Raw genomic sequence first — 22,285 nt, forward strand, 5'->3', positions numbered from 1 at the left:
GGTTGTGCCGTGGGAGGATACTCGGATGGATCGGCGCGCCGCTGAGGCGCGCTTCCTGATCACAGGCCCCCGAACATGGCTCCGCTTGGGGGGGAAAGGTGCGTCCCAGCGAGGGCTGCTTTGCGCCCACATGGGTCAATCGAACGCTTCAGCGTCGTTACGCAGAGCTGATATCAGCCTGCAGCGGCATATGGACTCCTGAAGGTGGGCAACGGACTTGGCGTGAAGGCCCGGTTATGAGAGGGCGGACAGCAGTGACCGAAGTAGGTGTTGAAGCGGATTAAGGATTGGGCGCGGGCGCTCAAGCGTGGCGTTTATGCGCTCTACCTCGCAGCCCGCGATCCCCGGAAGCCATGGCACGCCAAGGCATTCGCGCTGGTGATTGCTGCCTAAGCTCTTTCGCCCATCGACCTCATCCCGGACTTTATCCCGGTCCTTGGTTGCCTCAATGAGGTGATCCTGTTGCCGCTGGCAATTCTGATCGCCGTTCGGCTGATGCCACCTGAGGTTATGGCGGAGCACCGCGCATTAGCCCCGCGGCCGATCTACGTCTGCTCCCGGTCGGAAGCGGCTATTGCGGCCTGTCTTTTCTGCGGCCGCCTCAAGAATGCTCTACTCAAAGCGGACCATCCGCCTTGGTGAAGGGATCCGGCTGCCGCAGGCGTGCCAAAGTCGCCGAGGAACGAACTCGCGGTCCGGTGGCGCCCCGTATGGGAGTTTAGCGGATGGGCGGGGCTGTGCAGGTCAGCTGCGCGACGTTGATGGGCAGGCTGCGGCGGTGATGCCGGTGGCCGATGTTGTGCTTCGCGCCGGGATCTGGCGCAGGATCACCGCCGCGACGCGCATGCTGAAGACTTGCTGGTGAGCGATGGTCGAGGGTCACCGTCGATTGCAGCAGGGCTGGGCTCCTGGAGTTAAGCAGGCCGTGCCGGATCACGGCGAGCCTCGTCCGGATGAGCATGCGGGCCGCGGCGGTGCGCACGGCTGGGCGGTGCGCTCGAAGGTCTCGAGGTTGAGCATGCGGCCGCCACAGCAAGGACAGGGCGGCCGATGATCCGCGGGCTCGCCCTCCTCGTCTGGCTCAGGCGGACGTGGCGGTACCGCGAGGAGTTCGCAGGCCCTGGGAAGAATTTCACAACGGCCACCGGTTGCGAGCAGGCCGTAGTGGCGGATGCGGTGAAAGCCCCGTGGCAGGACATGCAGGAGAAACCGGCGGATGAACTCGTCGGTCCGGAGCGTCATGACCTGTTAGCGCTCAGTACCGAGATGAGCCGGCACGTCCTGGCGTACAACATGAAGCGGGTGATCGCGATCTTGGGCACCGGACCACTGATGCAGACCATCCCGGCCTGATTACCCGAGCAATCCAGACAGACTACCGCGGCCACAGCTGTAAGCCGATGCAAATCGACCCATCAGCGTGTCTTGCCACGGCCTCAGCCAGAAGCGGCCTTCGCCCTACAACCGGCCTAATGGGCTGGCGCGCTGCCCGCATTCGACGACAGCCACGAGGCCTAGCCGGGAAACTGACGTACCCAGCTTCGTTGCCGACGTTCCGTATCTGCGCCAGGAGCCAGAGACAAGTGCCCGAACTGACGACCCGCACGAACGCTTGTCACAATTGAAGCTTGCCGCTTACTGGTCTGGGTAGTTCCCGCCTCAACCAAAGTGGCGCGACGACCTGAGCACCTAACTACGTTGCGGGTTTCGCCCGGCCAACTCCGCCGCTCGCACCAAGTCCGCGAGGGTCCGTACATCCATCTTCCGCATAACACTGGCGCGGTGGAGCTTCACAGTAATCTCACTCAGGCCCAATTCGGCGGCGACTTGCTTATTCATGAGCCCACCTACGACGAGGGCCATGACCTGCGCCTCGCGGGGAGTAAGGTTAGCATAGCGCGACCGAACTGCCGCGGCCATCTCTAGACTACGGCGTCGCTCACGGTACTTCTCCAACGCGGCGTCAACAGCGTCCAACATATCCTGGTCGCGGAAAGGCTTGACGAGAAAATCGACCGCTCCCGCCTTCATCGCACGAACGCTCATTGGCACGTCGCCATAGCCCGTGACAAAAATGATGGGCGGGTGTTCCCCGCGTTCGGCCAGACGCGCCTGGAACTCGAGCCCACTCATGCGAGGGATGCGCACGTCCATGATGATGCATCCAACTTGGTTCGGCAGGGGAGCATCGAGAATCTCGTGAGCGACCTCGTAGAGGCGGGTGCTGTGGCCGACAGAGCGGAGAAGGCTATCGATCGCTTGGCGAACCCGAACGTCGTCGTCCACCACAAGCACGAGGGGTTTAGGCTCCTGCCCATCATCCGGGTTCCTGCCCTCCTCCATTCGACCTCCCGCCGGAAATGCCCCGCGCGTTCATAGCGGCTTGCCCTCGCCCACGGCAACGTGAATACCGCCTTGATTGCTCGGGCACAAAGAAGGTACCCGGGGTCGGTCGCCCACGCCGACCCGCGCTGCCCTCAAAGTGCCAGCATCCAATCTCGGGTCAGGGCCACGTCCATCTGAGAGAGGCTGTGCCCGAGCGGCAGCAGGTGATGCTTCACGGCCGCGCCCGCGTCCTGGAGGATCCAGGCCAGTCGCTCGCTATCCTCGGCGGGCACGATAGGGTCGGCGGCACCAGAGAGCAGCAGAGCCTTCGTACCGTCCAGCCGTGCCGCCGGCGGGTCGCGGAAGGGCGGCATGGCGCGCAGCAGCGCCGCGCCGCGCAGCAGGCCGGGATGGCGCAGCAGCAGGGACGCCGCGACGTTGGCGCCGTTCGAGAAGCCGAGCGCGACAGGGGCGGCGATCCCGTATCGCGCCTGCGCCGCACGGATGAAGTCCGCGAGGTCGTCGGTGCGGCCGCGCAGGTCCCCCTCGTCGAACACGCCTTCCGCCAGCCGGCGGAAGAAGCGGGCCATGCCGTTCTCCAGCACCTGGCCGCGTGGGGAGAGCAGGGATGCGCCGGGCGCGACCAGGCGGCCGAAGGGCAGCAGGTCGTTCTCGTCGCCACCCGTGCCGTGCAGCAGCAGCACCGGCGGACGGGCGGTGTCCGTGCCGGGCTCGAAGACATGAACAAAGTCGGCGTTAGAACTCACGGTCGTGGCTCCCGGGCCGCGCCTTGGCGCGGCCTACATTGGGGATGGTCAGGCGAGGATGGGCAGGGCGGCCTCGATGGCCTCGCGATGTCCTTCCAGGAAGGCCGGCAGCTTCAGCGCACGGCCGAGCTCGCCGGCCGGCTCATCCACGTCAAAGCCCGGGATGTCCGTCGCGATCTCGAACAGGACATGGCCGGGCTCGCGGAAGTAGACGGAGCGGAAGTAGTCGCGGTTCTTCTGCTCCGTCGTGCGCAGCCCGTGGTTGGCGGCCAGCTTGCGGACCATCTCCATCTCCGCCGCGTCATCCGCCGCGCGGAAGGCGAGGTGGTGGACGGAGCCGCGCCCCAGCCGCGCCGGCAGGAAGCCGCTGACCGCGCGCAGGTCCACGATGCCGCCGATCTCCGTGCCCTCCACGGCGTAGCGGGTCGTGTCGCCCTCCCGCGCCACCTCCCGGAAGCCGAACACGTCGGAGAGGATCGCCCCCGTCGCCTCGGTCCGCTCCAGCATCAGGCTGACGCTGTGGAAGCCGCGGATCGCGTGCTCCACCGGCACCTCGCCTCCCCCGGCCGTGCTGTCCCAGGCGGGCTCGGCGTCAATGCCCGGCAGGCCGACCAGCGCGAGCCGCAGCCCGTCCGGGTCGCGGAAGGTGAGCACCGTCTCGCCGAAGCGCGTCGCGCGCTCCACGCCGTGGTTCACCAGCCGCGCGGTCCAGTAGCCGATGGCGGATTGCGGGATGCGGAACACCGTCTCCTGCAACTCGCCCGCGCCGGCGCGGCCAGGGGCGGCGTGCTCCCAGGGAAAGAAGGTGAGGATCGTGCCGGGGCTGCCGGCCTCGTCGCCGTAGTAGAAGTGGTAGGCGCCGGGATCGTCGAAGTTCACGGTCTTCTTCACCAGCCGCAGCCCGAGGGTGCGCGTGTAGAAGTCAAGGTTGCGCTGTGCGCTGCCGGCGATGGCGGTGACGTGGTGGATGCCGTTGCGGGCCATGGTGGATGCCTCCGGGAGGAGCGCGTCGGGCGCTCCGATGGGGACAGGAAATAGGACCCGGCCCGCACGGGGCCAGCGCAAACCGATTGCGCTCCTGCAATACAGGCCTTGCGACCTCCGGCATGGCATTGCGGCGCCGGGGCAGCCAACCTCCGGGCCAACGATCCCGCCCCGGGATCCCCTCGGAGACCCCCTCCCATGATCGACCCTCGTCTTGCCCCCTACGCCCTCCTGCTCCTGCGCGTCTCGCTGGGGGTGATGTTCATCGCCCATGCCTGGCTGAAGGTGGCGGTCTTCACCGTGCCGGGCTTCGCCGGCTTCATGGCCCAGGCCGGCTTCCCCGCCTTCCTCGCCTGGCCCGTGGTCCTGGCCGAGCTGGTCGGCGGCCTCGCCATCCTCTTCGGCGTCTATGCCCGCGCCGCCGCGGTGCTGACCCTGCCCGTGCTGGCCGGCGCCCTGATGGTGCATGCCGGGAATGGCTGGGTGTTCAACGCCCCGAATGGCGGCTGGGAATACCCTGCCTTCCTCATCGCCGCCGCCATCGTGCAGGCACTGGCCGGTGACGGAGCGCTGGCACTCCGGGCCACCCCGGTGCCGGCCACCCGCCCGGCCCTCGCCGCCACGGCCTGAAGCGACTAGAATTCTGCGATCCGCCGGCGGCACGGTTCCCCGTACCGCCGGCTTCGCGCGTCAGGACCCCTGCCTTGAAGGAACCCGCCCGCACCCTTGCCTGGGACGACTTTCGGCTGATCGATGCGGTGGCGGGCACGCGCAACCTGCCTGCGGCCGCCGCCCGGCTGGGCATGGACCATTCCACTGTCTTCCGGCGACTGAAGGCGATCGAGGCGGTCCTCGGCCAGCCGCTCTTCGAGCGGCACCGCACCGGCTACACGCTGACCCCGGCCGGCGAGGAGGTGGCGGCGCTCGCCGCGCGCGTTGACGAGGACATCACCGCCGTCACGCGGCGCCTAGCCGGGCAGGCCCTTGCCCCCTCGGGCGAGGTGCGGATCGCGACCAGCGACAGCCTGCTTTCCGATCTGCTGATGCCGATGCTTAGCGCCTTTCGCGAAGCGAACCAGGCGATCCGGCTGGACGTCGTGACCGGCAATGCGGCGCTAAACCTGTCCCGCCGAGACGCGGACGTGGCAGTGCGCGCGACGGACGCGCCGCCGGACACGCTGGTCGGACGCCGCGCCGCGCGCATCGCTTGGGCCCTCTATGGCGCCGCCAGCGCGGAGCATCCGCAGGATCCGGCGGAGAGCGCGCACTGGGTCTGCCTCGGCGACAACCTCTCGGGGCTGAAGGTGGTGCGCTTCGCCCAGGCCGCGGTCGCGCCGGGGCGGCTGGCCGCGCGCTTCGACACGGTGCTCGGGCTCGCCCACGGGGTGGCGGCCGGGATCGGGGTCGGGCATTTGCCATGCTTCATCGGCGATGCCTGGCCGGGCCTGGTGCGCCTCGCGCCGCCCGACGCGGCCTATGCCTCTGACCTCTGGCTCCTCACCCACCCCGACCTGCGGCACACGCCCCGGGTGCGGGCGCTGATGGACCATCTGGCTGAGGCGATCTCGGCGAAGCGTCCGCTGATCGAGGGAGCCTCGTCCCCCATCAGCCCCGGCCCGGCCTGACCGTCAGGAAGTGCCGGACCACCGGTGCCTCCGGGCCGGTATGAAAACTGCGCACGGCCTCTTGCACATCCGCATCGGCACGGGAGACGCGATGGTGCTGGCGCAGGTGCTCGGCCCAGCTCTCGACGGTGAACCACTCCACCATCTTCTCCGGGTCCGCCGCATCCTCGGTAATGCCCCAGCCAAAGGCGCCATCGCGCCGCCTCTCCTTGGAGAGGCTCTCCACCGCACGCAGGAAGGCGGCGCGATCGGCCCTGGCGACCCGGTACTCGATGAGGATCAGCACAGGGCCGCAATCGTGCGGAACGGGGTCGGCTGTCAGCGGCTCCGGCCAGTGATCGGAGGGGACGAGGTCCGCTTCCCCCGCCGGCAGCTTCACCCGGTGCAGCACGAAAGCCACCAGCACGAGGCCACCTGCCCCAAGCAGCAGCGCCGCCGGTACCCCGACCGCCTCTGCCACCAAGCCCCAGCCAAGGCTGCCGAGCGACATCGCCCCGTTGAACACGGTGAGATAGACGGCCAGCGCCCGGCCACGGACCCAGTTCGGCAGGATGGCCTGCGCCGCGCCGTTGAGCGTGGTCAGCGCCACGATCCAGGCGATGCCGAGCAGTAGCAGGGCGGGCAGCGCGAGCCAGCTTGGTGGTGCGAGCGCCAGGGCGGCCATGACGGCCGCCGCGGCGATGCTAGCCGCGAGCATCAGCCCGTCCGCATCCAGTACCGCGCGCAGGCGGGGCAGCAGCAGCGCCCCACCGATGGCCCCCAGCCCGACCGCGCCTAGCAGGATGCCGTAGAACCCGGCATCGCCGCCTAGTAGGTTGCGCGCTACCAGCGGCAGTAGCGCCCAGACCGCGCTGGCGAAAGCGAAGAAGATGGCGGCCCGCAGCAATACCAAGTGCAACTCACGGCTGGCGCGGGCGTAGCGGATGCCCGCCCGGAAGGCGCCGCCGAAGTTCTCGGCCAAGGCGTCCTCTGCCTTTGCGGGGCGCTTCCACCAGAGCAGGGCGAGAATTACCAGCACGTAACTCGCCACGTCCGCGCCGTAGGTGACCGCGGCGCCCGCCGCCGAGAGGAGGAGGCCGCCCGCAGCCGGCCCGATGGCGCGGGCGATGTTGATGCCGAGGGAATTGAGCGCGACCGCGCCCTTCATCTCCTTCGCCGGCACCAGCTCCGGGACGATGGCCTGCCAGGTGGGCGCCATGAGGGCGGCGCCGATGCCGCCGACGAAGGTGAGCGCGACGAGCGACGTGACCGTCATCAGTCCGAGAGAGGACAGGACCATCAACGCGCTGCTGACAGCCGCCAGCAGCAGTTGCACGGCAATCAGGAAGCTCCGGCGGTCCAGGATATCGGAGAGGACACCGGCCGGGATCGCCAGCAGAAAGATCGGCAGCGTGCCCGCCGCCTGGATCAGCGAGACAGCGGCGGGACCCGCCGCGAGGTCCGTCACCAGCCAGGAGCTAGCCACATCCCGCATGAAGCTGCCGGTGTTGCCGAGGACGGTGGCGGCCCAGATCACCGCGAAGGTGGTCTGGCGCAGCGGGGAGAAGGGGCCGGGCGCGGCGCTCATGTCACCCTCCGGTCCCAGAGCGCGACGAGGAGGAAGGCACCGGCGAGGCCGAGATGCTCGTAAAAGGAATTGGCGGTCATGAAGCGCTCCATGCCGCCTGGCAGTTCCCAGTAGCGGTTCGCGATGAAGGTCGCGGCGAGGGTGAAGGCCATCAGGCCCAGTGCGCCGAGCCAGCGCAGCCAGCCGGTCAGGATCATCGCGCTGGCCAGGAGTTCCAGCGCGATGGTGGCAGCCGCCGTGGCGGGCGGCAGCGGCAGGCCGAAATAGGCTGCCTCCGCCACCGCGCCGGGGTAGTCGAACAGCTTGTTCAACCCGCCCTGGAGATACGCCGCGCAGAGCCCGAGCAGGCCGAGGAAGGTCAGCGCGCGGCGCGCGGCCGGGCTCATCCTCAGAAGGCCCAGCAGGAGCAGCCGAGGGCACCCCAGAAGCCCTGATCCTTGCCCGCCGGGGTGGAGGCAGCCCAGGCGCGGGCATGGTCGTGCCCGTGCACGCCGCAGGCCGCATCGCAGCAGCCGGCCACGGCGCGGGCGAAGGCGCCCGCCGCGCCCGGCTTCCCCGCCCGGCGATCCTGATAGCCACCGAAGCGGCGCACCGGCGACCAGTCCGGCATGGCCGGCGGCAGGAGCGGCGCCAGGGAGGCGAAGTCCCCTGCCCCATGCACGATCTTGCCACCGACGACGGTGAGGAGCGAGGTGACGTCCTGGATCTCGTCCCCCGGCACCTTGAAGTAGTCCCGGTCCAGCACGGCCAGATCGGCGAGCTGCCCCTCCGCGATCAGGCCCTTCTTGCCCTCCTCGTTGGAGAACCAAGTGACCTTTTCCGTCATCATCCGCAGCGCCGTCTCGCGGTCCAGCGTGTTGCGTTCCGGCGTGATGCGGAGGCCGCCAACGGTCTTGCCCTGGGTAAGCCAGTAGAGCGCGACCCAGGGATTGTAGGAGGCAACGCGTGTGGCGTCCGTGCCGGCCGAGACCTTCACCCCCATTTCCAGCATCTTCGCGACCGGCGGCGTCGCCTCCGCCGCGCGGGCGCCGTAGCGCTCCACGAAGTACTCGCCTTGGTAGGCCATGCGGTGCTGCACGGCCACGCCGCCGCCGAGGCGCGCGATGCGCTCCAGGCTGCGCTCGCTCACCGTCTCCGCGTGGTCAAAAATCCAGTGGAGGTCGCCGATCGGCATCTCGGCGTTGACCTTCTCGAATACGTCCAGCGCTCTGGAGATGGTCTGGTCGTAAGTGGCATGCAGGCGCCAGGGCCAGCGGTTCTGGATGAGGATGCGGACCACCGCCTCCAGCTCCGGCTCCATCTCCGGCGGCATCTCCGGGCGCTCCACCCGAAAGTCCTCGAAGTCGGCGGCGGAGAAGACGAGCATCTCGCCCGCGCCGTTCAGGCGAAAGTAGTCGTCGCCCTGCTGATATTTCGCGCTGCCCGTCCAGCGGAGGAAGTCTTCCTTCTCCTGCTTCGGCTTCTGCGTGAAGAGATTATAGGCAATCCGAACCGTCAGCTCGCCATCCTCGGCCAGCTTCTGGATCACCTTGTAATCGTCTGGATAATTCTGGTAGCCACCGCCCGCGTCGATCGCGCCCGTCACGCCAAGCCGATTCAGGTCCCGCAGGAAGTGGCGAGTGGAGTTCAGCTGGTAGTCGAAGGGCAGAGTCGGGCCCTTGGCCAGGGTGGCGTAGAGGATGGTGGCGTTCGGCCTGGCCAGCAGCAGCCCGGTCGGCGTCCCATCCGGCGCGCGCTGGATCTCTCCGCCTGGCGGGTTCGGCGTGTCCTTGGTGTAGCCCGCCGCCCGCAGCGCCGCGCCGTTCAGCAGCGCGCGGTCATAGAGGTGAAGGATGAAGACCGGCGTGTCGGGAGCGACCGCGTTGATCTCCTCCAGCGTCGGCAGGCGCTTCTCCTCGAATTGGTGCTCGGTGAAGCCGCCGACGATGCGGACCCATTGCGGCGGCGGCGTGATCGCTACCTGCTTTCGCAGCATCTCCATGGCCGTGGCGAGGGACCGTACCCCGTCCCACCGCAGCTCCATGTTGAAGTTCAGGCCACCGCGGATGACGTGCAGGTGGTTGTCGATCAGGCCGGGGATGAGGCGCCGGCCCTTCAGGTCGATCACCCGAGTGCCCGGCCCGGCCATGGGCAGGATCGCTGCGCTGTCGCCCACTGCCGAGAAGCGGCCATTCGTGACCGCCACGGCCTGCGGGGCCGGATTGCTCCGGTCCAGCGTGGTGATCTCGCCGTTGTGCAGAATCAGGTCGGGCGCGGATGCGGCCATGGCGGGGCTCCGATCAAGGGTGGACAGGCCGATGGCGGTTAGGCCGCCGGCGATGCGGCGGCGGGACAGGTTCGGCATCACGCGTGGTCCCTTGCGGTGGCATCATGGCCGGGCAGCCGGCCGAAAAGGTGCTGTGCGCAGCCGGCCTGCGAAACTGCTGCGGAAGTTGAATGCCCCTCCAAAAGGCGCCTAGCCACGGGCACGAGTTGCTCGCCCAGCAGGATGCCGAGCAGGCCCACTAGTGCGATCACCGGTGGTGCCGGAGAGCGGACGCCCATAAGGCTGTACATCGCGCCGACGAGCAGGCCGGCGCCGAGGGAGAGCAGGTAGGGCTTCATCGCTACCTCCGAGGAGCGCCGGGCGCTGTGTCCCGGCGCGCGGTTGCGGTCTCAACCTTCGTGGGCGTTGAACATCGACTTTGCGTAGATGATGCCCAGGCCGTAGCCGCCGCCGTACTTCTTCGCGATACCAGTCGTCATGTCGTAGGTTCCGGTGCGGGCCCAATCGCGCTGCAGCTCCAGCAGGTATTGTAGCGCGGTCATCGGCCGCGCACCGGCCTGGATCATCCGCTCCACCGCGCGCTCATGCGCCTCGGTCGAGACGTCACCGCAGGCATCAGCGATGAAATAAACCTCAAAGCCCTGGTCCAGCGCGGAAAGCGCGGGGCCCACGATGCAAACGCCCGTCCAGAGCCCGGCCAACACGATGCGGGGCTTGCCGATGCGGTTCACCTCATCGATCACCGCCGCATCCTCCCAGGTGTTCATGGAGGTGCGGTCGAGCAGCGCCTGGTTCGGGAAGGGTGCGGTGACCTCCTCGAACATCGGACCGGAGAAGGACTTCTCGGCCACCGTTGTAAGGATGGTGGAGACGCCGAAGCCGGCAGCGGCAGCGGAAACGAGGGCGGCGTTGTTCCGCAGCGTGACCGGGTCGATCGACTTGGTCGCGAAGGCCATCTGCGACTGGAAGTCGATCATGATGAGCGTGTGGTCGGAAGGGTTGAGCAGGAGCTTGCCAGGGGTCGGGGTCGCTGTGGGCATATCGGCCATTCCTATCATGGCTAGTGTGGTGCAATGATTATGGTGAAAGAGGCGCAAGTCCATGACAGCGGCAGCAATACGGGGATTGCATGCACGCAATCGAGAGGAAGAGCGCCACTGCGGGCGCCCTTCGCGGTCAGGACTTGGCGAAGGCGAGCAGGTCGGCGTTCAACTGGTCGCGCGCCGTGTCGGGCAGCGCATGGGCAACACCCGGGTAGATCTTCAGCGTCGCCCGCGGCGCGAGCTTCGCGGAGCGCATGCTGGTGGCCGCGATCGGCACCACCTGGTCATCATCACCGTGCAGGACCAGCACGGGGATGGTCAGCTTCTTCAAGTTGTCTGTCAGGTCCGTCTCGGAGAATGCCCTGATGCAGTCGTACTCGTTTTTCAGCCCGCCCATCATGCCCTGCAGCCAGAAGCTGTCGCGCATGCCCTGCGTCACCTGGGCGCCGGGGCGGTTCGCGCCGAAGAAGACGGTGGTGAAGTCCTGGAAGAGCTGAGAGCGATCCTTCAGCATGCTGGCGCGGAGCCCGTCCAGCGCCTCCAGCGGTACGCCGTCCGGGCTCACCTCGTTTCTTACCAGGAAGGGCGCGACCGCGCTGACCAGCACGAGCTTCGTGATGCGGGAGGTGCCGTGGCGCCCGGCCACGTGCAGCACCTCGCCACCGCCTGTGGAATGGCCGACCAACATCGCGCCGCGCAGGTCCAGGTGCTCCATCAACGCGTAGAGATCGTCCGCGTAGGTGTCCATGTCGTTGCCCGAGAAGGGCTGGGAGGAACGCCCGTGGCCGCGCCGGTCGTGGGCGATGCAGCGGAAGCCGTTTGAGGAGAGATACATCATCTGCGCCTCCCAGGCGTCGCTGCTCAGCGGCCACCCATGGCTGAACACGATCGGCGTGCCGCTGCCCCAATCCTTGTAGTAGATCGAGGTGCCGTCCCGTGTGGTGAAGGTGGCCATGCTGCGATGCTCCGAATGCGGTTGGGTGTGATGCGCCGGCGCGGTCTGCGCGCCGGCAGGAAGAGCCGGGAGAGCCGCAGCGCCGATGCCGCCCAGGACCAGGCCACGGCGGTAAACCGCGCCGGCGGGTGATCTGTCGCTCATGCTGCTTCTCCTGCCGTGTCTGGGCACCGCGACGCACGGGGCTCTCCCTCGGACAAAACGGAAACTAGGAGGTGAAGCAGCGGCCCTCTTGTCAGGCATTGACGGATTTGGATCATCCGAACATCGTTAGCGGCCCGTTACGCGAAACCTGTCGGGCGGGCAGGCGCGGATGGGGCCTGATCTTTCGTATAGTGTTGTATCGAGGGCCAACGCAGTATAGCCGCACCGGACCGTCGTGCCCGTGCGGGGTCCCGGGAAGGTCGGACGACTTGCGAGATCACCTCATCGCCATCGTGGACGACGACGACAGCGTCAGGGTGGCGCTGACAAGCCTCGCGCGCTCAGCCGGGCTCAGGGCCAGGGGCTACGCCTCGGCGGACGCCTTCCTGGCGGAGGATATCTCGCCCTTCGATTGCGTTGTCTCCGACATCCAGATGCCGAAGCTGTCCGGCTTCGACCTGCTTCAGGCCGTGCGGTCCCGCCGCGCCGAGCTTCCTGTGATTCTGATCACCGCCTATCCCGACGAGCGCATCCAGCAACGCGCCATCAGTGGCGGGGCGCGCTTCTTTCTCGAGAAGCCCTGCGATCCTAACCTCCTCGTCACGCGGCTCGCGGAGGCGATGGAGGCGGCCGCCCCGTGAGGATGGATCTTTTGCCCCTGGCGCCCGAAGCCACGCCGGACCGCCCAGCTGACGCCAAGTGGCTCGCGGCCCTCGCGACTGAGCCGGTGGCGACCGACGGGTTAGTGGAAACCCTTCGTGCCCGCTGCCCGAAAAATGGCCGGAGCTGGCTGATCTCCCGGGCCATGGTGCCGGAGGAGTCCGCCGCAGCAACCCGGCTCCGCCGCGCCTTCGCGCTGCGGCAGGTGCTCTCCCCCGATTGGGCCGTGCTGCCGCTGCACCTTATTCCGACCCTGGACGGGCCGGTCCTCATCCTGCGTGACGACGGAGGCGTGCCACCGTCGGATGGGGCAGTGCGCGACATCGCGGGCTTCCTCCGCCTTGCGGCTGGCACCGCCCATGCGCTGAGCCAAGCCCATGCGTATGGGCTGCTCCATCGCGACCTCACGCCCGCCAGCCTGTTCGAGGGCACTGACGGCGTGGTCCGGCTGGCCGGGTTCGGCCTGGCGCTCGCGGAAGGTGAAGGCTTCCTGGCGGGAGAGAGCGGGTTTGGCAACCCAGCCTTCACCCCGCCCGAGCGCGCGCGGCGGACCGAACCCTTCAGCGGTGCCCGGAGCGACCTCTACGCGCTCGGCATGACCCTCTACGCGCTCCTGGCCGGGCGCCTTCCCTTCGAGGCGGAGGATGCGCTGGGCTGGGTCCATGCCCACGCCGCAAGACGGCCGCCCCCGCCCGGCCGCTTCCGAGCCGGGGTGCCGGCGATGCTGGACGCGGTTCTGCTGAAGCTGATCGAGAAGGAGCCCGGGCGGCGCTACCCCTCCGCCTCCGCACTGGAGCGTGACCTGCGGCGCTGCCTCGCAGACTGGGAGCGGGAGGGGGCCGTCGAGCCATTCAATCTTGCCGAGACGGTAGGGGACGGCGCTGTGCCCGCCGCGTCCAGCAAGGGCACCACCTCACGAGCCCTACCATCGAGAGCGGTCGGGATGCGACCGCGGGCAGAGTGCCTAATTCTCGAGGGACGCTTCCCGGAGGCTGCGGTGGAGATCGCGCGCCTCCGGCAGGCGGCGACGGAGGAGGCGGAGCACCTCGCCGCGCTCCGTCTCGACATCCGGCTGCGAAGCCTGCGTTCCGACTTCGCGGGCGCAATCCGGGCGGGGACCGAGGCGCTGCCGCTGCTCGGCATAAAGCTGCCGGCCTCCCCTGGCATTCCCGAGACCGAGGCTGCCTACTGCCGACTACGGGCCGCGATGGGCGCGCGTGGCCCCGCTGCACTGCCCGAGCTGTCGCCCATGACCGATCCGCTCCTGCAGGAGGGGATGGAGCTGCTCGCAAGCCTCGTAATTCCGGCCAACTTCGTCGATGACGCGCTGATGTTCGTGCTTCTTTGCGAGCAGGTGCGGCTCACCGTCCTGCACGGGATTGCACCAGCATCGGCGCAGGGTATTGCCTGGTTCGGCGTCGCCCTCGCCCACCGGTTCGGCGAGTACGGGCGCGGGATGGAGTTTGCGGAGGCGGGTATGCGCGTCGCCGAGGCGTCAGGAAGCGCTGAGATACGGAGCGCCACCCTTGTCGCCCTGGACCAGGTGAGCGCCTGGAGCCGCCCCTTCGACTTCGCTCTCGGCTGCGCCCGTGCCGCCCTGGCCGAGAGCAGGGATAGCGGCGACAACGCTATGGCCTGCTACGCCTGCAACCACATCGTCTCCGACCTCATCGTTATGGGTGTCCCTCTTGTCCGGGTGGAGGAAGAGATCGCGCGCGGGCTCGCCTTCGCACGACAGGTCCATTTCGCGGATGTGGAAGCCATTCTCGGCGTGCAGCACGCCTTCGTGGGCGCGCTCCGCGGGAACGGGGCGCTGCCGGCCGAGCCGCCCCGAAGTGCGATGACGCCGCTCCTCTGCTGGTACTGGATGTTCCGCGGCATCCTCGCCTTCACGGAGGACGATCCGGACAGGGCGGAGGAGTACCTGGACCGTGCGCGCTCGCTCGCCTGGTCCACGCCGGCGCATATCCATGTGATGTGCATCCACTTCTTCGCCGGCCTGATCCAAGCGGCCCGGGGCGACGCGGCGGGACTCGCACCTCACCTCGCAAAAATGCGCGGCTGGGCCGGCCTCAACCCCGGGAACTTCCGGGACAAGGCGCTGTTGCTGGAGGCCGAGTCGGCCCGGCTTGAGGGCGCAACGCTGCGCGCCCTCTCCCTGTACGAGGAGGCCGTCGTGGCCGCCGCAGCCGCGGACCGGCCGCAGGTGCGCGCCATCGCGCATGAGCGGGCCGCCACATGCTACGCGGCGCATGGGCTGGAAGGCGCGGCCCGCCACCATCTTCGCGGCGCCCATTCCCAGTACGAGGCCTGGGGCGCCGTGCAACGGATGGCAAAGCTCTCGGCCCGGCACTCCTTTTTACCAGCCCCCGTCCAGGCCGCCGCACGGCGCGACAGCCAGCATAGCCATGACGGACTTGATCTCGGCGCCGCCATGGCGGCCGTGCAGAGCCTCTCGGGTGAGATCGACACGGATCGCCTCGTCGAGCGCCTGCTCGGACAGGCGATGGCGGTGGCGGGCGCAAGCCGCGCCGCCCTGGTCATGACCGGTGAGGGGCACACGGTGCTGGAAGCGCTCGGCACCTTGGATGACGGTGCGCCTGGGAAGGGCCACATCTCCGTTTGCTTCGCCCGCACCACCCCTTCCGTGAGCGACCTTCCGCTCTCCATTCTTTACGGGGTGATCCAGCGCCGCGCCGCGGTTTCCATTCCCGACCTGCGCGGGCCGCATGAGCACGGCTTTGACGGCTACTTCGCTATCCGCCCCGCCCGCTCCCTCCTCACGCTGCCACTGATCAAGCAAGGCGCGCTCATCGGTGTGCTGCACCTGGAGAACGAGGTCGCCGCCCACGCCTTCGACGGGTCCCGCCAAGTGCTGCTGGAGATCATCGCCAGCCAAGCGGCGATTTCGCTGGAGAACGCCCACCTTTACGCCGCCCTGCGGACGAGCGAGGCCTTCCTCACCCTCAGTCAGCGCATCAGTCGCTCCGGCAGCTTTCGCTGGAATCGCGCGAGGGACGAGCACAGCTGGTCGGATGGGCTATTCCTCCTTTGGGGCGCCGACCCGTCGGGCAGCCCGCTGTCACTGGACGAGATGCGGGCGCGCACGCACCCCGAGGACCGGGCCCGCCTTGAGGCGGTCATCGGGCAGCCCTGGGGCGGTGGGGTAACCGGCCCGCACGCCTTCCGCATTCTCGATCCGGCGGAGGGCGCGGCGCGCCATGTAGAGCTTATGATCGGATCGGCGGAGCCGGAGGTTTTCGTCGGTGTCCTCACTGACGTGACAGAGCGCCGCGCAACTGAGGCGGCCCTGCGCCGCGCCAGGACGGAGCTGGCCCAGGCGGCCCAGGCGGCCACCATGGGGGAGCTTGCCGCCTCGATCGCGCACGAGATCAACCAGCCCCTCTCAACCATCGTTGCGCAAGCCGGTGCCGTGGGGCGCTGGCTGAGCCGCCCGGCGCCCGAGATCGGGGAGGCCATGGCCGGGTTGGCCGACATCCTCCACGACGGACAGAGAGCGAGCGACATAGTTCGCTCGCTGCGCGCACTGGCCCGCCAGACCGCGCCGGAGCGCCGCCAAGTGGCAGTGGACGCCCTGGTCCGGAGGGTGGCCAGCCTCATCTCGGCCGAGGTTGAATTGAAGGGTGTGACGCTCGAGCAGGTGCTGGCCGCGCCGGATGCCACCGTCCTCGCCGACCCTGTCCAGCTGGAGCAAGTTTTCCTCAACCTCATCCTCAACGCCGCGGAGGCGCTCGAGGCAATGAGCGGCCAACCGCGCCGCATCGTCATCGCCTCCAGCCACGACGCGGCGACCGCCGCGGTCGAGTTCACGGTGGAGGATACCGGGCCGGGAATTACTGATGCCGACCTCGCCAGGATCTTCGATCCCTTTTTCACCACGAAGTCCACCGGCCTGGGCATGGGACTCCCCATTTGCCGATCCATCATGGAGGCGCATGATGGATGGCTGGAATGCGTCGCAACGGGTCCCTCCGGAAGCCGCTTCCTGGTCCGCCTACCCGCTTCGGTGTGAGGCATCCGGGCAAATTCCGGCTGGATTGGACAAGACCGTCGCGCGTAATGACCCCAGCCTCCACATCGGCCGTGTTCATGCGCGGGGCCGGTCGGGATCCGCCCACCTTCAGCCTGCACCCCCCAGGCTGAGACGGCCCTACCCCCGCTCCCCTCAGTGGGAGCGGGGGCACTGCGCTGTTGGTCAGGTCCACAAGGGCGAGGTATGCGCACTCGTGAGCACAGCTGGGAGCAGGCGACGACCGCAGGATGGTCCCATTCAGGTCCTGACGGAACAAGAACTCGGCTGGCTCCCGCCCCATTCTGTCGAGACCCGGCCCGAGGGGGCTGGCCGAAAGGTTCGACACGCGATGACTGACACCCCCCTGCAGACCCGGCGCCTGGCTGCGCTACTCACTCCCTCCGGCCTTTCAGCGGAGGCAATCCGCGATATCCCGGCGGGGCTGTCCGCGTTGCTGGCGGATGTGTTCGCTCTCTACCTGAAGACAAAGAACTTCCACTGGCACGCCTTTGGCCCGCATTTCCGCGACTACCACCTGATGTTCGACGAACAGGCGGGCGAACTGCTGGCCATGGTGGATCCTGCCGCAGAGCGGGCGAGGAAGCTTGGAGGCACCGCCATCCGCTCGGTAGGGCATGTCGCGCGGCTGCAGCGCGTGCTGGACAACGACGCTGAATTCGTGGGCCCGCAGGACATGTTAGCCGAGCTCCGGGAGGACAACGGTGCCCTGGTGGGCCGTATGCGTGCGTTACGGTCGATGTGCGACGAGCATGGAGACGTCGCCACAGCCAGTCTCCTGGAGAACTGGATCGACGAGGCCGAGGGTCGCGTCTGGTTCCTGTTTGAAACCGGTAGACGAGGGACTGGCTGAAACCAGGGCAGCTTGGTCGGCGCGCTCCCCTCGCCTAAGCTGCACTCTCTCTGGCGGATGGTGGTGCGGAGTCGCCCACGGTGACGATCGATCGCGAAAGCCTTCAGCCGCTCCGCTGGGATGGTCGGACCGTCCTCTCCCGCGCGCGCCCGCAGGCCGCTTCCCCCAGTCTCCTCGTTCTGAGCCCTGCGTCTGAGGAGTTCGCCACCTTGGCCGGGGTCCGGATGCGCCGGGAATTTGCGCTGGCAGGTCGCCTCTCTCGTGACTGGGCGGCCCTGCCCCTCCGCTTGGGCGCCCTGGGCAACGGCGAGGCACTGGTCTTGGAGGATCCCGGTGGCGATCCGGCGAGCCCGGCGACCACCGGCCCTCTGCCTCTCGCCCGCTTCCTGCGTATCGCCGCCAACGCTGCCGAGGCGCTCCGGCATATGCACGGCAACGGCCTGATTCATCGGGACATCCAGCCGAGTCATCTTCTCATCGATTCAGACGATCGGGTTCATCTCACCGGTTTCGGGATAGCCTGCGACCTTCCGCGCGTGCGCCAGGACGCTGCGCCGCCTGCCCTGATAGACGGGACGCTCGCCTACATGGCGCCGGAGCAGACCGGGCGCATAAATCGCCTCATCGACGCGCGTACCGACCTCTACGCACTCGGCGTCACCTTCTACGAGCTCCTGAGTGGCCGGCTGCCCTTCACGGCACAGGATCCGCTCGAGTGGTTCCACTGCCACGTTGCCCGCCCGCCCGCGCCCCTCCCGACCTCGGTCACCACGGCCGCGCCTGCCGTAGCTGCGATCATCCTCAAGCTGCTCGCGAAGGCGCCGGAGGAGCGGTACCAGACCGCGGGAGGCCTTGAAGCCGACCTGCGACGCTGCATCGGAATGGGGGCGCCCCTCCTGCCATTCCCACTCGGGCAGGCCGACGTGCCGGACCAGATCGTGCCGCCGGGATGCCTCTATGGACGGGAGCGCGAGCTGAAGGCGCTCTCTGCCGCCCTCCGCGGTCTGACAGAGCGCGGGGAACAACGGATGTTGCTGGTTTCCGGCCCTCCCGGGATCGGCAAGTCGGCGCTCGTCGAGGAGCTCCGTGCCGCGCTTGTCCCGGTACGCGGCGTGCTCGCCACCGCCAAGTGCGACCAGTACCGGCGCGACATTCCCTATGCCGCCCTGACCGACATCGTCCGTGACCTGGTCGGACGCATCCTCGTAGTGCCCGAGCCGCGGAAACTGGGTTGGCGCGACCGGATCCGGAAGGCGGTGGGGCGGAATGGTCGGGTGCTGACCAATCTTGCCCCTGCCCTTACACGGCTGATCGGCGAGCAGCCGGCTCTGCCGGCCCTGCCTTTGGCAGACGAGACTCGTCGCTTCCAGCGCATCGTCGTGGGCTTCCTGGCGCTCTTCGCGCGGCCGCAGCACCCCCTGGTGCTATTCCTGGACGATCTGCAATGGCTCGACCGGGAGAGCTTCGGGCTACTGGAGGCACTGATCGGGGACCTGCCCGACCACATGCTGCTCGTGGGCACCTACCGAGATGCGGAGGTCCCGCCCGATCACCCGTTGCATGGCATGGTCGCAGCTACCCGGCAGGCCGGGATCGTCGTGGACCAGCTGTTCCTCGGTCCGCTGAATGCCGATGATATGGCGCGCCTAGTGGCGGATACCCTCCATCACGAGCCGGAGGCGGTGCGCCCCCTCAGCGACGCCATTGCCGCGCGCACAGGTGGAAATCCTTTTTTCACCGGTCAGTTCATGACGGGGCTGGCAGAGGAGGGCCTGCTCCGTTTCGACCATGCCGCGCTACGCTGGCACTGGGATCTCGACGGCATCCTCCGCAAGCCCGCGACGGAGAACGTCGTGGCGCTGATGGCCGAGCGGCTGGTCCGGGTTTCGGAGGGCGACCGCGCACTGCTCCTTACCCTGGCCTGCCTCGGCGGCGCCGTCTCGGCCGACCGGCTCGGCTTGGCGCATGGCGTCGACCGCCGCGCAGTCCAGGACGGGCTGCGGGCACCCATTGCCGCAGGGCTGCTCGTGCACGGGGCCGGTACCTACGGCTTTGCGCATGATCGGATTCAGGAAGCCGCCTACGCCGCGCTCCCAAAGGAGGAGCGGGCGGCGCGACATCTCCGCATTGCCCGTCATCTCGCCTCTGCCCTTGGCCCGGAGGAGGCGAACAGCGCCGTCCCACCGGTGGTAGACCAATACAACCGTGCGACGGGGCTGATCGTCGACATGGCTGAGCGTGAGAGGGTCGCCGCCCTCAACCTGCGCGCCGGCCGGCACGCCCGCGCCAGCACGGCCTATGAGGTCGCGTCCGGCTATTTCGAAGCGGGGCTAAACCTGCTGGGCCGGGATGGCGGGCCGCGGGGCCGGTTAGGCTTCGGCCTCTCGCTTGGCGCCGCCGAATGCCTGTTCCTCAGGGGCGACCAAACCACAGCCGAGAGGCGCCTCCTGGCATTGCTACCCCAGGCGGAGGGTGTAGAGAAACGGGCCGCCGTGGCCGCGCTGCTCATAACGCTGCATACGGCGCAGGACCGCAGCGACCGGGCCGTCGAGGCCTGCCTCTCCTTCATGCAGGAAACCGGAGGCCAGTGGCGCCCGCATCCCGGCCCCGAGGCCGCTCGGCAGGAATACGCCGCACTACAGGCCGACCTCGGAGGCCGTCCCGTGGAATCCCTCTCCGGGCTGCCGCGCGCGACCTCGCGCGAGGCGCAGGCCTTCATGGACGTGCTAGCAGCCACCCTTCCCCCAGCCTTCTTCACGGACCAGGACCTAGTCTGCCTCATCCTCTGCCGGATGGCGCGGCTGAGCCTGGCGAACGGGAACGCCGACGCCTCCCCTCTCGGCTACGCTTACCTCGGTATGATGATGGGCCCGTATTTCGGCGACTACCCGGCCGGCTTCCGCTTCGGCCGCCTGGGTCAGGAGATGGTGGAGGCCGAGCCGGTGCCCCGCTACGAGCCGCGCGTGCGCATGTGCTTCGCCTGCCACGTGGCGCCCTGGACTTGGCCCTTCGCCCGCACCCTGCCCCTGCTGCGCCGCGCGCACGAGATCGCGGTGGAGGTGGGCGATCTGACCTATTCCGGCTTTTCGGCCTGCACCTTCGTCACCAGCCTCATTGCCGCCGGCACCTCCCTTGGCGAGGTGCAGGCGGAAGCCGAGGCGAAGCTGACGTATGTCCGCGGCATCCGCTTCGGCCTGATTGCAGACATCATCACCAGCCAGATCGGCCTGCTGCGGGCCCTGCGCGGCCTGCCGTCCGACATCGCCGACCCGGCTTTCGAAGCGAGGCTGGAAGCCGAGCCGGACCTCGCCATCGCCGCCTGCTGGCACTGGATCCGGCGACTGCAGGTTGCGATATACGAGAACGATACGCCGCTGGCGCTGATCGCCGCCCAGCGGGCAGCACCGCTGCTCTGGACCACCGACGGCCATGTCGAGATGGCGGAGTACCATTTCCACGCGGCGCTCGCGCGCGCAGCGGCGGAGGAAGCCTCCGCGCCGGCTGCGCCAAGCCCCGAGCTGCTGCGGCACCAGGGGCAGATGCGGACCTGGGCGGAGAGCGGCCCAGCGAACTTCACAGCGCGCGCCCTGCTTCTGGACGCCGCTGTCGCCACGGTGCGCGGCGATAGCCTCGCGGCCATACAGCATGTCGAAGCCGCCATCCGCGCCGCAAGAGAGAGCCGGCTGATCCAAGTCGAGGCCCTGGCGCAGGAGTGGGCTTTCCGCTTCTACCGCCGCCGGGACCTACCAACGGCGGCCCTCGCCCATCTCCGCGGGGCGCGGAGCGCCTACCTGGCCTGGGGGGCCACAGCGAAGGTGCAGCGGATCGACGAGTTGATCCGCGAACTCATCGAGGTTGGTGAACCGGCGGTCGCCCGGCACTCGCCCGAAGGCGTCACGCTGGACATGGAGAGTCTCGTGCGCTCCTCTCAGGCGGTGTCCGGCGAAGCGGGGCTGCCCGCGCTGATGCGAACCCTGATGGTCACGGTGCTGGAGCACGCGGGCGCCACGCGCGGTCTCCTCGTGCTGCCACGGTCGGGAGAGCTGCGAATGGTTGCTGAGGCACGCGCAGGATCGCAAGGCATTGAGGTGACGTTCCCCGACGCCTCACTCACCGGAGCCACCGCTCCTCTCTCGATTCTTGACCGCACGATGGAAGACCGGGAGCCGGTGCTGATTGGCGATGCGGCGAGGCAGCACGATCTCTCCACGGACCCCTATCTCGAAGCCCAACCCACCCGTTCTCTGCTTTGCCTTCCGCTACTCCGGCAGGCGAAAATCATGGGGCTGCTGTATCTCGAGAATGGGCTGAGTCCGCACGCCTTCACCGAGGCCCGGCTCGCGGTGCTGCGGCTCCTTGCCTCGCAGGCGGCGATCTCCCTCGGCAACGCCGCCCTGGAGGAGAAAGAGGCGCTGCTGAAGGAAATGCACCATCGGGTAAAGAACAACCTCCAGCTTATCAGCAGCCTGCTTAACCTGCAGGCCTCGCGCATCGAAGACCCTCAGGTCGCCGGCCTTTTCGCCGACAGCCGTGACCGGGTCCGCTCCATGGCGCTGGTACACGAGAACCTGTACCACGCCGGCGACTACACGCGCGTCTCCATGCGCCGGCACCTCAGCAGCCTCTGCGCTCAGCTTCGGAGCGCATACCGGTCGCAGGAGCGGGACATCGCCGTGGTGACGGAGCTGGCGGACCTGCACCTGGACCTGGACAAGGCGGTGTCCTGCGGACTGATTGTGAACGAGCTGGTCTCCAACGCCTTCAAGCACGCCTTTGCCGGGCGAAGCGCAGGGGAGATCAGGGTGACGCTCGACGAGGAGGCGGACGGCCGGGCGCGGCTCTCGGTTAGCGACGACGGGAACGGGTTCGCGGGGGGCAAAGTCCCCGATCCGGAAACTGCCGACAGCCTCGGCCTGCAGCTCATCGGCGACCTCACCCACCAGCTACGCGGGGAGATCGCGATGGAAACGGGCGACGGGGCCAGCCTGTCCGTCACCTTCCCGCTCAGCCCGCAGGCCGGCGAAGCGGCCCGGCTGCATTAGCGC

At 68.4% G+C, this 22,285-nt stretch carries 17 protein-coding genes and 1 pseudogene; 7 read left to right on the forward strand and 11 right to left on the reverse strand.

Translation table 11 applies throughout. The annotated features are described in order from the left end of the window. The first annotated feature begins 405 nt into the window (after positions 1–405). Positions 406–642, forward strand: coding sequence for a YkvA family protein (locus ACO1BU_RS21505; protein ID WP_424138081.1), 237 nt, complete (start codon positions 406–408; stop codon positions 640–642). Between the two features lie 76 nt (positions 643–718). Here the strand turns inward: ACO1BU_RS21505 and ACO1BU_RS21510 are convergent, their stop codons facing one another. The 5 genes and pseudogenes from ACO1BU_RS21510 to ACO1BU_RS21530 form a co-directional block, all read right to left on the reverse strand. Further along, the gene (locus ACO1BU_RS21510) at positions 719–982 is read right to left on the reverse strand and encodes a hypothetical protein (RefSeq protein ID WP_424138084.1); all 264 of its coding nucleotides are present in this window, start codon (positions 980–982) and stop codon (positions 719–721) included. Beyond that, positions 934–1,242, reverse strand: a pseudogene (locus ACO1BU_RS21515) (transposase); the annotation flags it as partial. The gene ACO1BU_RS21510 and the pseudogene ACO1BU_RS21515, both read right to left, overlap by 49 nt. Positions 1,243–1,689: 447 nt before the next feature. After that, positions 1,690–2,343 (reverse strand): response regulator transcription factor, encoded by a 654-nt coding sequence (locus ACO1BU_RS21520; RefSeq protein ID WP_424138024.1) that lies wholly within the window; start codon positions 2,341–2,343, stop codon positions 1,690–1,692. A gap of 134 nt (positions 2,344–2,477) precedes the next feature. After that, positions 2,478–3,092, reverse strand: coding sequence for an alpha/beta hydrolase (locus ACO1BU_RS21525; RefSeq protein WP_424138025.1), 615 nt, complete (start codon positions 3,090–3,092; stop codon positions 2,478–2,480). Between the two features lie 48 nt (positions 3,093–3,140). Continuing rightward, a complete protein-coding gene (locus ACO1BU_RS21530) occupies positions 3,141–4,076 on the reverse strand; it encodes a ring-cleaving dioxygenase (protein ID WP_424138026.1) in 936 nt (311 codons plus the stop codon). A 198-nt stretch (positions 4,077–4,274) separates the two neighbouring features. Between ACO1BU_RS21530 and ACO1BU_RS21535 the strand changes: the two genes are divergently transcribed. Then, positions 4,275–4,706, forward strand: a complete 432-nt coding sequence (locus ACO1BU_RS21535) for a DoxX family protein (RefSeq protein WP_424138027.1) — start codon at positions 4,275–4,277, stop codon at positions 4,704–4,706. A 74-nt stretch (positions 4,707–4,780) separates the two neighbouring features. Continuing rightward, the gene (locus ACO1BU_RS21540; RefSeq protein WP_424138028.1) at positions 4,781–5,701 is read left to right on the forward strand and encodes a LysR family transcriptional regulator; all 921 of its coding nucleotides are present in this window, start codon (positions 4,781–4,783) and stop codon (positions 5,699–5,701) included. Here the strand turns inward: ACO1BU_RS21540 and ACO1BU_RS21545 are convergent. From ACO1BU_RS21545 to ACO1BU_RS21570, 6 genes are all read right to left on the reverse strand, one after another. After that, positions 5,682–7,268 (reverse strand): MFS transporter, encoded by a 1,587-nt coding sequence (locus ACO1BU_RS21545; protein ID WP_424138029.1) that lies wholly within the window; start codon positions 7,266–7,268, stop codon positions 5,682–5,684. The two genes, ACO1BU_RS21540 and ACO1BU_RS21545, sit on opposite strands and share 20 nt — an antisense overlap. Beyond that, positions 7,265–7,654 carry a DoxX family protein gene (locus tag ACO1BU_RS21550; protein ID WP_424138030.1) on the reverse strand — a complete coding sequence of 130 codons (390 nt, stop codon included), beginning with the start codon at positions 7,652–7,654 and terminating at the stop codon, positions 7,265–7,267. Before ACO1BU_RS21550 ends, ACO1BU_RS21545 begins: the two co-directional genes overlap by 4 nt. A gap of 2 nt (positions 7,655–7,656) precedes the next feature. Next, entirely contained in the window at positions 7,657–9,612 is a 1,956-nt protein-coding gene (locus tag ACO1BU_RS21555; RefSeq protein WP_424138031.1) for an amidohydrolase, read from the reverse strand. Further along, positions 9,612–9,872: a DUF1427 family protein gene (locus ACO1BU_RS21560; protein ID WP_424138032.1), complete on the reverse strand. Its 261-nt coding sequence runs from the start codon at positions 9,870–9,872 to the stop codon at positions 9,612–9,614. The genes ACO1BU_RS21555 and ACO1BU_RS21560 overlap by 1 nt, the downstream gene beginning before the upstream one ends. 51 nt (positions 9,873–9,923) lie before the next feature. Then, on the reverse strand, positions 9,924–10,574 hold the full coding sequence (locus ACO1BU_RS21565) for a hydrolase (protein WP_424138033.1): 651 nt from the start codon (positions 10,572–10,574) through the stop codon (positions 9,924–9,926). Between the two features lie 136 nt (positions 10,575–10,710). Further along, a complete protein-coding gene (locus ACO1BU_RS21570; RefSeq protein ID WP_481133228.1) occupies positions 10,711–11,676 on the reverse strand; it encodes an alpha/beta fold hydrolase in 966 nt (321 codons plus the stop codon). Positions 11,677–11,945: 269 nt separating this feature from the next. Between ACO1BU_RS21570 and ACO1BU_RS21575 the strand changes: the two genes are divergently transcribed. The 4 genes from ACO1BU_RS21575 to ACO1BU_RS21590 all read left to right on the forward strand — a co-directional run bounded on the left by ACO1BU_RS21575 (position 11,946) and on the right by ACO1BU_RS21590 (position 22,282). Continuing rightward, positions 11,946–12,317 carry a response regulator transcription factor gene (locus tag ACO1BU_RS21575; RefSeq protein WP_424138034.1) on the forward strand — a complete coding sequence of 124 codons (372 nt, stop codon included), beginning with the start codon at positions 11,946–11,948 and terminating at the stop codon, positions 12,315–12,317. A gap of 2 nt (positions 12,318–12,319) precedes the next feature. Continuing rightward, positions 12,320–16,369, forward strand: coding sequence for an ATP-binding protein (locus ACO1BU_RS21580; RefSeq protein ID WP_424138035.1), 4,050 nt, complete (start codon positions 12,320–12,322; stop codon positions 16,367–16,369). 349 nt (positions 16,370–16,718) lie between these two features. Next, positions 16,719–17,240: a Dps family protein gene (locus ACO1BU_RS21585; RefSeq protein ID WP_424138036.1), complete on the forward strand. Its 522-nt coding sequence runs from the start codon at positions 16,719–16,721 to the stop codon at positions 17,238–17,240. A gap of 80 nt (positions 17,241–17,320) precedes the next feature. Then, a complete protein-coding gene (locus ACO1BU_RS21590) occupies positions 17,321–22,282 on the forward strand; it encodes an AAA family ATPase (RefSeq protein WP_424138037.1) in 4,962 nt (1,653 codons plus the stop codon). Positions 22,283–22,285 lie beyond the last annotated feature (3 nt).

Source organism: Roseomonas chloroacetimidivorans (assembly GCF_049629625.1).
GTDB classification, from domain to species: domain Bacteria; phylum Pseudomonadota; class Alphaproteobacteria; order Acetobacterales; family Acetobacteraceae; genus Roseomonas; species Roseomonas chloroacetimidivorans.